Below are 14,235 nucleotides of genomic sequence, written 5' to 3' on the forward strand. Positions count from 1 at the left end.
ATCGTAAAATATCTCCACTTCAAATCTTGTTCTGCGCCGCTTCAAAGTGAATCGATAACACATACTTCTCCGCATCCGCCAAATGACCGATGCGCCGAACCACTTGATCGGCTAAATCCAGCGACTTTTTCGAGACTTCCGCAAACATTTGGGGATCGACTGCCGGCAACTGTTCGCCTGACTTTGAGCGGTTGATCATTTCAATCAGATGATTCGTTAACACTTGCAACTGAACCGCGGTAAAATGAATATCCGCTTGTTCGGCTAACTGAATCACGTCACTGACAATCACTTGAACCGCCTGTGGATCTTGGCTTTGGGCAATCATTTTTTGCACTTCAACAGGTAGCTTAATTTCGGCTTCCAGTGGTGACATCCCCCTTCTGAGACACAGCATGACCTAAATTCAAATATTCAAGAATCGCATGGATTTCCGCGCGATTGATGGCAAGGCCATGATCGGTAAAAATTCGTTCCACGGTGCCAGCTAATTTGGCATCGTCATGATTAGGTTTTCCTTGGTACTGCTTGCCAAACATAATGCGCTGGGCAGCTAAAAAGACGTGCATCATGAACGCATCGGCATAATACGGGTCAATCTTGGTTGGCAACTGGCGCTTGAGTTCTGAATAAAGACTGAACATGGTCAGAATGGTTTGTTGCGTCTGCTTTTCCAGATCAGGCTTAGGCTTAATCGGGACTACCGGCGGCTCTGCTTTGAGTTGTTCAAGTGACACCTGCAAGCGTTTGGCCACCGCACGTCGGATAGCGGCAATATCAGTCGCGTTTGGCAACGGTTGGACTTCAATGACTTGCACATCCAGATGCTTCAGTGGGAAAACGCTAATCACCAGCTCAGGATGCTCGCGGGCAATCAGCGCCCGTGCATCATCAATGGAGGCAAATCCGACCAATTCAATGTTGGGTATCGCCGAAGCCACGCGCTGTTGAATCAGATTGGTGATCCCAATACCGGTGGCACAAATATAAGCGACCCGCACCGTTTTCAGTTGGCTGTCCCGATTGAGCGATACCATGAAATGCAAGGCGATAAAGGCCACAAATGCATCGTTCAAAATCGGGCGATAGGCGGCCAGCTCCTTATGCACCGTCTTTTCAATTGCTGCAAACAACTGCGGATATTCGTGCTTGATGTCCTGCGTAAACGGACTGTATTGAAGCAGTTGATTCTCCTTGCCAAGCGACTGGCTGAGGTGCAGGTAGAGATTTTCCTGAAGTTGACTGTCGTGACTGAAATCGTGATCAACCAGCGCCCCAACTGCCAGGATAATTCGGTGCGTCATAGCCACAAAGTTGTCGTTCTGTGCCACCGTTAACTTCTGACCATCTGCTCCAAGGTAATAAGCAAAGTCGTCGGCCCAAACTGGCAAGTTGTAAAACGCCAGTGCTTTGAGAATCAACTGCCCGGTAAACGTGGTGCTGTCGCCTTGCTCCACAATCCGATGATAACTATTCACCGGCTGATTAATCCCTTGGCGCACAATGCCGATTGCAAGCCGAATCATGGTCGTGATCAAAGCGCTGGGATCAGGCATTTTCTGATCCTGTTTTCCCAGTTGAATCGCCGCTTTCAGGATCGTATTAAACGCATGATCAAAGGTCGGCTCACTCGTCAAAACGAGCGCCCGTTTCGGTTCAACCAAGGCATTGAGGCAATCCACCAGCTCCGCCATCAACGTCTTACGATTCAACTGCTGAGCGATAATGCGTTCCAGCAACCGGCGAATATCCAGCTCCGTCCCCGTGAGTTTGTAGCCATAATAATTCTTACTCGTGAGCTTCACATTCACTTGATGCAAAAAGGCTGCCAGTTTCTTTAAATCGTTATTCACCGTTGTTTGACTGACATTCACCCGCGCTTGAAGCTGCTGTTGCGTCGTATAGTCACCTGTTTGCGCCAAAATCAGAATCATGCGGATAATCCGTTCATTCGGGGCCAAATAGTTATCCGCCAACTGCTCATCGATTTTCTCGCGCAGTGCCATGCGATCTTCAACGCTTGCTTCAATCCAGACGCCTTTTCGTGGTGCGCTTTCGAGTTTGGAATGGTGCAACGCAAGCCATTCACGAATATCTGCCAAGTCATACTTCACGGTGCGAATACTGACCGCCACGGCTTCTGCCAACTGCTTAGATGTCACCACCCCTTCAGCATTCAATAACTGCAACACAATTTGCCGCTGCCGAGTACTCAATTGCAACGTGTTCACCCCCTCGTAAAACCACTTGCCACAACGATGCCAGACGCCTGCCAGCACGCCATTCACACCGTCCATTTCCAACCTCCACCGTCACTTTAAAGCGCTTTCTAAAAAGAAACAATACGCAATCATTGCACGATTAATCGTGCAATCGCATGTGATCGGGCAAACAATGGCAAAATGGTCTGTTCCAATTATAACGAAGACTGTATTCATGCCGCTAACTTTCACCCTTATAAAAATGCTTATGTATAGGGATTAAAATGATAAGTAAACGCTGACTATGCCTGTATTGATATGGAACAATCGCCCAGACAGGTTCAGACACTTTTCACATTATTAAGAACTTAATCATGCAAAAATATGTTTCTCACACCCTCAAATACAACTGTTATCTGATTTTGAATTTATAAACCACATCAAGTTTTTGAATGCTTCACATAAAATAATAAATAGTTAGGTGGCACATCCACAAAACCCCATAACTTACCTCATCGTCACTAATCGCAGCGGCTTGCGTTCATCAAAAAAGCCTCCTGTTGCTCAACTTTCGGCAACAAGAGGCATCTTTATTTTGCTAGTGCTTTTTCTCTTAAACTCCCGCGGTCCTATCAAGCTGGCGTCCTTCTTCATTGAACACCCGAATCGCATCGTTAGCAGCTGCGTTTGTCATTAGCTGTTTAAAGATATCATAACTGATCGTCACATTAGCAGCGCCGGCTTTGATCGCGGCCATGACTTGTGAGGCGTTTTTGAAACTTGCCCCCATGATCTTAATATGCGTATCGGTACTTTGATAAAAGCTGTGGGTCTCGGCGATCATTTTATATGGATCAATGTCGAGCTGCTCCATGCGATTCACGTATGGCGCGATATAGTCGCAATCCACAACGCAAGCCATGAAGCCTTGGCGCGTTGAATATACGGCCGTTCCCAGCAGACATTCATCGGGCTTTTTATCCCTAATTGCAGAGATTGCCTGATAGCCCGGTTCAAACAGCGGCACTTTAAACGCCATTCGGGTATCATCCGTGTCCGGAAAACGGCGGCGCAATTCATGATAATCAGCCAACAGTTCGTCCTTGGTATCACCCACCAGCTGAACGAATAAAACGCCGGGCTTTAAGGCGCGAATCTTAGTCAGCTGTTCAAAACGCGGCTGGCCTTCCTTAAGCAACAACTTAGGATTAGTCGTAACGCCTTCAAACTGGTTAAACTGCAACATTTCCTTAATCTGGCTGAGATTAGCAGTATCAATGAACATCGCTTATTCCCCCTTCATAACCTTAATGACGGTGCCGACATCCAAATCCGGATAGGGCTTTTTCTCCAAGTACAGTGATCCGGCCAGTTCCGGTGTGGTCGCACCGTCAAAAACAATCGCGGTGTGGCCTAAATTGCCTAAGTTCGTATTGACTTCGTTGCCCACCGCCGTAATGGCATAAGTCTGATCACCAAACATCATCACATCGCCGGGCTTAATCGGCTCAAGAATTTGATTCACTTTGATAATGAAGCAGGATGATCGCAACGCGTCAGGCGCCTCATCTCCAAAAAGAATCGCCATGTTAATATCCTTAAACCCGCGCGCTTCGGAACCAACTTCAAGAATGGTGGTTTCATATTTCACTGTTGCTACTGACGACACCGCACTCACCTCTCTAAAAATCCTGCTTTATTTTGCATACAAACCAAAACTTGCCAACCAAGCGACTACGACTCGGGGTACCCCGTTTAAGAACCGCGAATACAACACTGAAACCACGCCGACTTCAACGGTTTTTGAGTCTGCTTCTTCAAGCCCTAAACCAACAGGAATGAAGTCAGCCGCATTTTGCGTATTAATGGCAAACAGTGCCGGTAATGCATATTGCGGTTGAATGTTACCACGGCCGATTTCAACCCCGATCAGCGTCCCGATGACTTGGGCAATAACCGCGCCTGGACCGAGAATTGGGGATAAGAATGGCAAGGAACAGATAAAACCAATCGCAATTAAGCCAAAAACATTCCCAGCCAGTGGCGTCATGAGTTTGGCAAACCAACTGCCTAAACCTGAGCCCTGAATAATCCCGATTAGCAACGCGACAAAGGCCATAAACGGAATTACGGTGTTAAGCATGGTCTGGACAGAATCTTTTGCCGCTTGGTTAAAAGTCGCAATTACCTTCCCGGCACCAATTCCGATTCGAGCAATAAAGTTAGGCTTTTTCATTTGGGCAGTGATCGTTTTGTTCGTGTCAAACTTGGCTTCGCGAGCTTCAGCAGCTTGCTCGTCGGCTGCTGCTGTTTGCTTTTCTGTGGTCGTTGTTGCCGCCGACCCTGCTTCTGCCAAGGCAGCATGCTGCTTGCCGGCTTCACCGCGCTGGTCAAATGGAACGCCATTTAACGCCTGATCCGGAACAGCATCATCCGGCAATGCGGTAATCTGATTCACATCAACATTGGAAACATACAATTTAGGCACAATATATTTTGCCAGTGGTCCGGATTTTCCGGTGGGCAACACATTGATGGTTAAGATATTTTTCTTCGGATAAATCCCACAGCGCAGCGTTCCGCCACAGTCAATGATCGCCAATGCCGTTTCGTCTTCAGGAATGGATGTTTTAAATCCATCGACGGCTTCCATTCCGGTCAATTCCGCAATTTTGTCCACGATGGCCGGCCGGTTACCGCCTGTCACGTAGATAAACTTATGCTTCTGTTCGGTCGGTGTAATTGTCAACGGCCCGCCATAGCCGCCTGATCCTTTAACGACTTGAATGCTATGCCATTTTTTCTCAGCCATGATCCTAATCTCCTCATTTTAAAATCACTTCAACTTCACGCTATGACCGCTGCTAAACTTCTTGGCCGTTACGTGCAGACAGATCAACGGTTTTGCTCAGAGTAATGCCAGTTTGCTTGGAAACATAAGCAGTTGTGAAGTCGGTAATCCAGCCACCGATAAAGTTCATGACAATCCCGACTAACATATAGCGAATAGCCAGATCCATTTGATTCAGTCCGAGTTTTTGCACCCCTTGCGCAATCCCCAACCAGACAAACAGTTCACCTGGATTGATATGCGGGAAGACGCCATTACTCGTATGACAAAACTGGGCTTGAGCGGCATAATAACTAGGCTTGTAGTATTCAGGCAGGAACCGAGCCAACGTGAAACACATTGGATTGCCCAGCATGAACGCCGCAAGAAAAGGTAAAACCAGATAACGCATTAACACATTACGACTTGCTTTTTGGGCAAACCGTTCGATGCGTTCTTCCCCGATAAAGGCAATAATCGTATTCATCAGTACCAACAACAGCAGCACAACCGGCACAATGTTGGTCATCCAGCTAATAAACGTCTTGCCGCCAGTTTGAAACAGCTTCATAAAGCCAGCGGCAAAGTCAGAAATGTATTGCATGATGGCATCCCCTTAGATCGTATTTTTTCTAAAAACATGCGCCAATGCATCAGGCAATGCTTTGATGCGCTGACCGATCTCATTAAAAATCGGCAGTGCAAACATGCTGACGCGGCTCGTATCAAAATCTTCGAAACTAAGATTATTCGTTTTATAATTCACATAATTACGGTAAGCATTCAGAAAACACTCACGCTCGGTCCGACTCAGCTTCTGCAGGGCCGTATAATCAGCGCCGACTTCAGCGACTAACTCACCATCAAATTGAGCAACTTCGCGAAACCGGCTAAAAACGCTCAACCCTTTCATCACCCGAATTTCCTGAATCCGATCATCGTGATCCAACCCAATCAACATCAGACTGCCTTGCCGAAAACGCCGCGGATTCTTACCGATTAAGACGCGGCCTTCCTGACGAACTGCATGATAATTGCGGGCAAAATTACGAATTTGAAAATAGCCCATTAACGCCTGCAATAAAAAGGCGGCAGCCACAAAAATACCTAGTATCAAAATGTTCATTCATAATCCCTCCGTTACAATGGTTAACGGATCGCGACTGTCTGTAATTTTCTGAAGATTAGCCATCGCCGTTTCATTCACCGCCAGCAAAAACAGCAAATCATACAACATGGATAAGTCCTCCAACGCTTTTTTGCCTAAGGTCCGCGGAATCCCGATGACAAAAATATAACTAACGGACTTGCCGCCAATCGTGATGGCATGTGTCAACACACTCAGATGCAGAAACAAGCGATTCTGATCAATATCGGCAATCGCATGGGGAATCGCCGCGCCATTATCAAGCACAAACTTGGTGGTGGCTTCATGTTGAATGAGCCGCTCGATAAAACCGGCATCGACCAATCCTGCCTGGCAATCTGCCTGAAGCGTCGCGCGCAAAACAGCTTCATACGATTGCCCCGGGTGATTGTCATAGATTTGCGCCCGCCAGATAATGCGGCCAGCATCAATTTCATGTTGCACAGCCGAGGCGCGCACCTTCGTCTCAAGCACCCGATCCCGAAAAATGTCGCCAATCATGACCACGGGAACTTTCAATCTGAATGCCAATGGCCGGTCTGTAAAAACCATGATGAGTTGATCCTGATGGGCAAGAATATCGGTCTCATCCTGAAAAGTCCGAATGCTGACTTGCGATTCAAACATGGTGTTCAATTGACTTTGCAAATATTGCAACACGCTTTGCCCCATGCTTGAAAAGAATCCAACTTGCGGCTGATCCAGCGACGCCCGATCCGCATGTTGCAGCGCCATTTCGAAGTAAACGGTCAAATAATTAATCTCAACATCCGCAATGTGAATCCCTAAAATTTCTTCCAGCTTATCAATCATCACCATCGCCATATCGGCCGCTAACTGAAACCGCTGAAGCATCTTATCGGTTAAATAATCCGATGGCGAAATATGAAAAATGCCGCGATTGATCAGAAAAATCAAATGATACTTCGTCGTTTGATAAAACTGATCATAATCAATTTTGGCATCAACCAAGGTCCGAATGTCAGCCGCAATTCGATCGAAAATGACTTTGTTTGCCTGTACCTTTTGGGCTAACTTTTCTGCTGATAATAATTTATTTGCATACAGGTTAAACGGAAACGCCAAAAAGTTATATTCTTCCTGATTGAACTTGACCCGACACCGATCCTCAATGTCCGCAATGATGTTAATGAACAAAGGTGAATCTTCCATTAAGTTCGTGTAATACTTGCTGATGCCGTTAAGTTCATAGTGATGACGCTTCAGGAAAACGACAATTTGCATCACCTTTTGGAAGATCTGGGTGGTACTCGTTTTGATCTTGGCCGCATTGAGTCGGCTAATCACCGCCGCGACTAAAGTCTTATCGTCAAAAAGCCTTGCCTGTACATAGTCGAATAAGTGGTTATAAATCAGCATCGTTAAATCGACCGTTGAGCCCACCTGCAGCTTAATGCCGCGACTCGTTGCACTTTCAATGCCAAGATCGTAATTTTTTAACCAGTGCCGACACGCGTCTAAATCTTTTAGAAGTGTGCCACGACTCACGGTCAGCTGGTCGGCAATCTCGTCCATGGGTACAAATTTCCGTTCTTTGATCAACCGAAACAGAATCTCCGCCTGCCGTTTTTGCTTGTCGTTATTATCAATGTTTTGCTTGAACACGCCTGACTGAATCAGTGAAAATTTTCGATAATTCAGAATATGCAGGAAGTACCCGCTTTTGTTAATGCGAATTTCGGCTGCATCCCCCAACGACTCGCCTAGTTCATGGATATATTTTTGCATCGTGCGTGTCGAAACATTCTCGCTTTCAGCCAATTTGTCCAGGCTGGAGGTACCATTTGCCAAAAGATAACGCAAAAGCCGATAATCCAAACTATTCAATCAGGTGACCTCCTCCAAATTACCGATTAGCCGCGCGATTTGCCTCCTGCCACATTTGTTGTAACGCCCGTGATATAACTTGCTCGATTCGATAAGAAGTAGTTCACCAAATCCGCTACTTCACTGAGTTTCCCACTGCGACCCAATGGCGTAGTCGAAGTCGAACGATAACCGGCGCGAATGGCGTCAACCGTGGTATCGCGCGTATATGCCAAGGCTTCTTCATAGCTCGGTGTCCGCAAGCCGGTTGCTTCCATAATCCCCGGGGCAACCCCGACCACGCGAATGTTGTATTTACCCAACTCTTTAGCCCATGAACGCGTAAACCCATTAATCGCGCCTTTACTTGCCGAATAAACACTTTGACCAACAGAGCCTTCCAAACCGGCTTCAGAAGACATATTGACCACGACACCGTGGCCTTGCTTCACCATTCGCCGCACCACTGCCTGAGAAACCAAGAACACGCTTTTGACATTAACACTGAAAATCTGCTCAAACGTTGGCACGTTCAGTTCATACTTGCCATGCGGATCTTTGGGGTCAACCAAAATCCGCGGTTTATTGATGCCTGCATTGTTGACAACGCCCCAGATTTCACCGTTTATTTTTTCGGCCGTAGCAGCTAGATTTTCAACCGCTTCCGGATCCGTGACATCGGTATGAACGTAAGTCAGCTTCGGATCTTTCAAGTCGCCTTCCTTCAGATCGCCGTTAACTACATTGGCACCGTTATGAATAAGTTCTTTAACAATCGCGGCCCCAATTCCTGATGAGCCACCCGTTACAACAATCGTCTTACCATCTAAGCCTAACCAATCAGACATATGCTATCGCTCCTTTTCATCTTTCGTTTTTATGGTAGCGTTTTCTTTGGCTAGGCTTAATCCAGTGATTTTCCATCGACCCTGAAAATTCGTGAACCATGTCGTTTAGTTTCAGGATTATAAAAAAGCAGATGGATCTTTCGTAACTTACGAAAGATCCATCTGCTATTGTTTTCTTGTGTTGTTCCACGTTTATCTATAAACTTGGTTATCAGAATAATATAACAAAATTGCCTTCACCCAACACTCACGCTTTTGTCGCATGGCTCATTGACTTTGCTCCGTCCTGACCGTAATACGCATTGGCCCCATGCTTCCGATAATAATGTTTATCCAATAAATACTGCGGCAAGTGCACATCCTGATGCGTCAAAGTCAATGCATGATAATCCATTTCGGCGATCACTTCCAAAACTTTGGCATTATAAACCGCCTTCGCAGGAGTCGCGCCCCAGCTGAATGGCCCATGCTGGCTGACTAAAACAGCGGGGACTGCGTTATGATCAATGCCGCGATCCTTGAAAGTTTTGACGATAACCTTGCCTGTATTTTCCTCGTAAGCTTCTTCAATCTCTTGTTGGGTCAAGGCTTCCGAAATGGGAACATCACCATAAAACGTATCCGCCGCAGTGGTATTCAAATTCGGAATATCCATGTGCGCCGAAGCAAATGCAACGGCCCACGGTGAATGGGTATGGACAATTCCGCCAATGTCAGGAAAGGCATTGTACAAAACGGTGTGGGTTGGCGTGTCGCTTGAAGGATTCAACTGGCCTTCGACAACTTCGCCTTGGAGATTCACCACCACCATGTCATCAGGCGTTAAGTCCTCGTAATCGACCCCGGAAGGCTTGATGACAAACAGGCCTTGCTCGCGGTCAATTCCTGAGACGTTCCCCCAAGTAAAGGTAACCAGATCCAACTTTGGTAACTGCATATTAGCGGCATAAACTTCTTGCTTCAATTTTTCTAACATTGTTAAAACACCCCTTCTCAATTCATCAACCGCGTTACTGTGATACAGCGCGGTCCGATTTAACATGTCGCTTTAGGCACCACCGCTTAAAAGTAACGATAGGTTTTCATTTGCAAAATCTATGAAAGCGGTTTTAAAGGCAAAAACTCTGATATAATGGGACATAACCACGTAAAGTCGGAAAGGAAGTTTACTTATGCTCAAAGCCATTGCACTTGATATGGACAACACGTTACTGAACAGCAATAAAGAAATCAGTGTCACCAATCGCGACGTGCTTCGTTACCTGAATCGCAAAGGCATTCGCATTATTCTTTGTTCGGGGCGCCCTTTTGCCACGCTGAAGCCCTTCTTGGACGAATTGCATGTGACCAAAAATGATGATGTGTGCGTCTGCTTCAACGGCGGTTTGGTTCGCCTAGTTCGTGATCACACCGTCATTAAGGCAAACACCTTGAGCAAGGAACAGATCAAGCCGGTGTATGACCTCGTTAAGGAAAACGGGTTTAAGCTCGATATTGTTGCCGAAGATGAAGTGTATTCACTCACCGAATTTGGTAAATCAAGCTATCAGACGATGATTCCTAAGCAGATGCCGTTTATCGATACCACGTTCAGTAAAGTGCCGGCCAAGCTTCCGATTTTCAAAGTCGTGGTTGCAGGCGAGCCTGCTATGATTGATGCCGCATCAGACGCTGCCCAGTCACTCAAGCAGCTGACCGTCACGCGATCCCGGCGCACACTACTTGAAATCCTGCCGCCAAATGTCAATAAGATGAACGGTTTAAAAGCCGCACTCAACTTTTACCGCATCCCGCGCGAACAACTGGCCGCATTTGGCGATGAGGAAAATGACAAAGACATGCTAGAGTATGCCGGCATCGGGGTGGCCATGGGTAACGCGATTCCTGAAATCAAACAAATTGCGGACATTACCGTGGGCTCAAATGATGATGACGGGGTTGCCAACTATTTAATCGATTACTTCCAGATCAGCCCCACTGCCATTCGCCTATAGTTAAATGAATCGTCTAAAGCCGGCAAGCAATTGGCGGCTTTTTTCGTGTGCAGGTCAGCAGGCGCTTCATGATGGGACATTGGTTTTTGCCACTGGCTCCTGAACAAAACCAGCCTGCACAAACAGCGGATCGAAAAAGTCCTTGGCCTGCTTCACTTCTTGGATCGGATCGGCGGCCTTTTCCGTCCACATCTCGATCGTAAAGGCGCCGCTGTAATCAAGGCGTTTGAGCGTACGCAGGCAGCCGGCAAAGTCCACCACGCCAGCGCCAAACGGGACATCGCGGAATTGCCCTTTGCTTTTTACCGTCACCGCTTGGGTATCCTTCAAATGAACCGAGACGATGTTTGCAATTCCCAGTTCAAGCTCGCGACCGACATTGTTTTCCGGCCAGGCTGACAAGTTGCCAAGATCCGGATACGCCTGCAACCACGGACTCGGAATCTCATCTTTAATCGTCTTAATCTTGGAAAGTGAATTCAAAAACGGATCGTCCATCGTCTCAATTGCCAGCATCACTTCTTTAGCCGCGGCATAGGCCACACCGCGCTTCAGGTTCTCGATAAAATATTCTCGTGAAGCTAAGGTTTTCGGCTCATAGTAGACGTCATAACCGGCTAGTTGAACATTGCGAACGCCCAGATCACTAGCCAAATCAATCGCCTTACATAACATCGTCAGACTTTTTTCACGGATCGCCGGGTCTGCCGAGCCTAATGGAAACCGACGATGGCCGCTTAACATTAAGGTATGGATCCGCACCCCTGTTTGCCAACAAGCATCACGCACCTTCGCCCGTTTTGCTGCCGTCCAATCCAACCGGGCCAACCGTTCGTCACTTTCATCAACCGATAACTCCAAAAAGTTGAAACCCAAATCCCGGACCATTTTCAACCGTTCAACCCAAGATTCGGTCCTGGGCAGTGCTTTTTCGTAAATTCCTAGTGAAATCACAAATATTCCCTCCTTGTGAGCGCGAGCCGGCGCGCTTAGAAGTCGGCGTGTAAGCGGCCTCAGACGTGATGACCCGGGCTTGGTCATTGCGACTGGGGTCCTTACACGCAGGCTTCTGCGCCGGGGAGCGCGTTATGGTGAGCTGAGCGCGAGCCGGCGCACTTAGCATCAAACTGCCTATATCGCCCACTCATCCCCTATTTTTGGCAACAAAAAGCTGGCGGGCGCCTTTTGTCCATGACCGATCAACCGAATTGTTAGGCTGGATCGGCTAAGCTAAGGGCCTTCGCCAGCTTGCTGTTTCTGAATAGTTAATTAGCAACCTGCACAACATCAATTCCTTGACGGCGCAAGTCACGCACTGCTTTTTCATTGGCAAAATTATCCGTGATCAACACATCGACCGCAGCCAAATCCGCAACATGATAATTGCTGGTAACCCCGACCTTGCGATAATCAGCCACGCAAATTACTTTCTGTTTCGTCCGCCTGATCATGGTGGCATTCACCTGAGCCTCAAAAATATTCTGTGTCGTGACGCCGCCTTTTTCACTGATACCATCGCAGCCGATCAACGTGAAATCCGACTGCATCGTCTCAAGAATCTGAACCGCAACCGTCCCCACCAACGACTCTTTAGGGTAGCGAATTTCGCCACCAGTCAAGATAATTGAAGTTTCCGGATGGCGGACACATTCGGTGGCTCGGATATTATTGGTGATGATCGTCAAAGGCATCGTTGCCAATTGATTAATCGCCCGCCAGCACAGCGAACTGGAATTCACGAATAACGTACTGTTTTTGACAATATAGCTCGGGACCGCAGCCGCAATCGTATCCTTCAACAGTTCAATGCCGGAACGCGAGGCATGATTGGCAGGCGTTGCAACGTTAGCCTTTTCAACCAGCCCGTGATGCCAGTGAACCTGCCCCATTTCTGCCAAGGCTTTCAAGTCGCGGCGCAAAGTGGTAATCGAAACGTCAAACTGCCGGGCCAATTGTTCTACCACCACCGGCTCGCCTTGATCCACCGCTTTTAGGATCTTCTCTCGCCGTGCTTGAACATTCACCATCGAGTTTTTCACCATCATCACCTCATAAACCTAGACCGCCGCGCTTAGAAGCTAACGAACGCGTCATCATAAAAATCAATTCGTCTTATTTACCCCAGATGCGAATAATTTCATTCTGGAAATCTGTGGCCGCTTTGGCTGGATCAGGTGCCTGAGTGATCGCCCGGCCTGCAATGAACGTATAAACATCGACACCTGCAAATAACTTCAATGTGTCCACGCTCAAGCCACCGGTTACGGAAACCCGAAAGCCCATATCTACCAACATCTTCACCTTAGCAAGATCCTTTTCACCCCATGAGCCCCCGGAAAGCAAGGCATCGCGGCTTTGGTGATAAATTGCCTGGGTAACGCCAATGTCCAACCAGGATTGAGCATCTTCTTTGGTCCAGTTGCCATATAATTCGATCTGAATTTCTTTAACCTGCTTCTGGGCCGCCTGAATCGTTGGAATTGTTGCGGAACAGATACACGTCATCCAATCAGCACCTGCATCCGCCATATTCTTGGCTACGGTAGATCCGGCATCGGCACATTTTGTATCGGCAATCACCACTTTATCCGGGAACAACGCCCGCAACGCACGTACCGCAATCGTTCCTTCCTGCAAGATCAAAATGGTGCCCGCTTCCACAATGTCGACAATGTTGCCAACTGCGCGAATATCGCCTAACGCACTTTCCAAAGTGTTGTTATCCAAAGCCACCTGTAAATTTGGTTTAGCCAAAATCGTTCCTCCTTGTCTGCCATATTGCTATGACTGTTCTGTTAACGTGATGATTGATAAGACGCCAGCTCACGGCCGACTCGCGCCTGTCATAACGCGTTCGCCCGCGCAGAAGTCTGCGTGTAAGGACCTCAGCCGCAATGACCAAACCCGGGCCATCACGTCTGAGGCCACTTACACTCCGACTTCTAACCGCGCTGGCTCACGCTCAGCTTTCCATAACGCGCTCCCCGGCGCAGGGATCTGCATGTAAGGACCTTGGTCGCAATGGCCAAACCCGGGCCATCACGTCCAAGGCCACTTACACTCCGATCCCTAACCGCGCCGGCTCGCGCTCACTATTTCACCAAATCCGTATCTTCACGCACTCGTTGTTCAACTTCTTTATCACTCATCACATTCTTAACGCCAATCACCTGAACGCCTTTTTCCTTGGCATCTTTGAACATGTCGACAAAGTTTGTGGTGGTGAAGACCATGTCATATTGTTTAGCCGTGCTTTTACCTTCTGCCAAGTTGGTGTGTTCAATTTGGGTAATTGGCAGATTCAACCGCTTAAAGGCTTTCTGCACACTACGCATCATCATCAGACTGGTCCCTGAACCATTTGCACACGATACTAAGATTTTCATGA

General features: G+C 47.6%; 15 protein-coding genes. 1 reads left to right on the top strand and 14 read right to left on the bottom strand.

Annotated elements, in window-relative coordinates; all coding sequences use genetic code 11:
* Nucleotides 1–19 precede the first annotated feature (19 nt).
* The 10 genes from ACWP87_RS10190 to ACWP87_RS10235 all read right to left on the bottom strand — a co-directional run bounded on the left by ACWP87_RS10190 (nucleotide 20) and on the right by ACWP87_RS10235 (nucleotide 9,829).
* Nucleotides 20–376 carry a PRD domain-containing protein gene (locus ACWP87_RS10190; RefSeq protein WP_005687739.1) on the bottom strand — a complete coding sequence of 119 codons (357 nt, stop codon included), beginning with the start codon at nucleotides 374–376 and terminating at the stop codon, nucleotides 20–22.
* Nucleotides 351–2,222, bottom strand: coding sequence for a BglG family transcription antiterminator (locus tag ACWP87_RS10195; RefSeq protein ID WP_015765088.1), 1,872 nt, complete (start codon nucleotides 2,220–2,222; stop codon nucleotides 351–353). Before ACWP87_RS10195 ends, ACWP87_RS10190 begins: the two co-directional genes overlap by 26 nt.
* A gap of 592 nt (nucleotides 2,223–2,814) precedes the next feature.
* Nucleotides 2,815–3,486 carry a transaldolase family protein gene (locus ACWP87_RS10200; RefSeq protein ID WP_005687742.1) on the bottom strand — a complete coding sequence of 224 codons (672 nt, stop codon included), beginning with the start codon at nucleotides 3,484–3,486 and terminating at the stop codon, nucleotides 2,815–2,817.
* A gap of 3 nt (nucleotides 3,487–3,489) precedes the next feature.
* Nucleotides 3,490–3,870: a PTS glucitol/sorbitol transporter subunit IIA gene (locus tag ACWP87_RS10205; protein ID WP_005687744.1), complete on the bottom strand. Its 381-nt coding sequence runs from the start codon at nucleotides 3,868–3,870 to the stop codon at nucleotides 3,490–3,492.
* Nucleotides 3,871–3,897: 27 nt separating this feature from the next.
* Entirely contained in the window at nucleotides 3,898–5,013 is a 1,116-nt protein-coding gene (srlE, locus tag ACWP87_RS10210; protein WP_005687745.1) for a PTS glucitol/sorbitol transporter subunit IIB, read from the bottom strand.
* A gap of 52 nt (nucleotides 5,014–5,065) precedes the next feature.
* On the bottom strand, nucleotides 5,066–5,635 hold the full coding sequence (srlA, locus tag ACWP87_RS10215) for a PTS glucitol/sorbitol transporter subunit IIC (RefSeq protein ID WP_005687747.1): 570 nt from the start codon (nucleotides 5,633–5,635) through the stop codon (nucleotides 5,066–5,068).
* 12 nt (nucleotides 5,636–5,647) lie between these two features.
* Nucleotides 5,648–6,157, bottom strand: a complete 510-nt coding sequence (locus ACWP87_RS10220; RefSeq protein WP_005687749.1) for a transcriptional regulator GutM — start codon at nucleotides 6,155–6,157, stop codon at nucleotides 5,648–5,650.
* Nucleotides 6,158–8,026 carry a BglG family transcription antiterminator gene (locus tag ACWP87_RS10225; RefSeq protein WP_005687750.1) on the bottom strand — a complete coding sequence of 623 codons (1,869 nt, stop codon included), beginning with the start codon at nucleotides 8,024–8,026 and terminating at the stop codon, nucleotides 6,158–6,160. It lies immediately after the preceding gene.
* A gap of 26 nt (nucleotides 8,027–8,052) precedes the next feature.
* A complete protein-coding gene (locus tag ACWP87_RS10230) occupies nucleotides 8,053–8,853 on the bottom strand; it encodes an SDR family oxidoreductase (protein ID WP_005687752.1) in 801 nt (266 codons plus the stop codon).
* Nucleotides 8,854–9,100: 247 nt separating this feature from the next.
* Nucleotides 9,101–9,829 (bottom strand): L-ribulose-5-phosphate 4-epimerase, encoded by a 729-nt coding sequence (locus ACWP87_RS10235; RefSeq protein ID WP_014571689.1) that lies wholly within the window; start codon nucleotides 9,827–9,829, stop codon nucleotides 9,101–9,103.
* 196 nt (nucleotides 9,830–10,025) lie between these two features.
* Between ACWP87_RS10235 and ACWP87_RS10240 the strand changes: the two genes are divergently transcribed.
* Nucleotides 10,026–10,847 (top strand): Cof-type HAD-IIB family hydrolase, encoded by an 822-nt coding sequence (locus ACWP87_RS10240; protein ID WP_005687759.1) that lies wholly within the window; start codon nucleotides 10,026–10,028, stop codon nucleotides 10,845–10,847.
* 66 nt (nucleotides 10,848–10,913) lie between these two features.
* Here ACWP87_RS10240 and ACWP87_RS10245 read toward each other — a convergent pair whose 3' ends face one another.
* The 4 genes from ACWP87_RS10245 to ACWP87_RS10260 form a co-directional block, all read right to left on the bottom strand.
* A complete protein-coding gene (locus ACWP87_RS10245; RefSeq protein WP_015765089.1) occupies nucleotides 10,914–11,801 on the bottom strand; it encodes an L-ribulose-5-phosphate 3-epimerase in 888 nt (295 codons plus the stop codon).
* Nucleotides 11,802–12,112: 311 nt separating this feature from the next.
* The gene (locus tag ACWP87_RS10250; RefSeq protein ID WP_005712191.1) at nucleotides 12,113–12,892 is read right to left on the bottom strand and encodes a DeoR/GlpR family DNA-binding transcription regulator; all 780 of its coding nucleotides are present in this window, start codon (nucleotides 12,890–12,892) and stop codon (nucleotides 12,113–12,115) included.
* 67 nt (nucleotides 12,893–12,959) lie between these two features.
* Nucleotides 12,960–13,601 (bottom strand): 3-keto-L-gulonate-6-phosphate decarboxylase UlaD, encoded by a 642-nt coding sequence (locus tag ACWP87_RS10255; RefSeq protein ID WP_005687764.1) that lies wholly within the window; start codon nucleotides 13,599–13,601, stop codon nucleotides 12,960–12,962.
* Between the two features lie 338 nt (nucleotides 13,602–13,939).
* Complete coding sequence (locus tag ACWP87_RS10260) at nucleotides 13,940–14,233, bottom strand: PTS sugar transporter subunit IIB (RefSeq protein ID WP_005687767.1); 294 nt, start codon at nucleotides 14,231–14,233, stop codon at nucleotides 13,940–13,942.
* Nucleotides 14,234–14,235: the final 2 nt, after the last annotated feature.

The organism is Lacticaseibacillus sp. 22 (assembly GCF_055413445.1).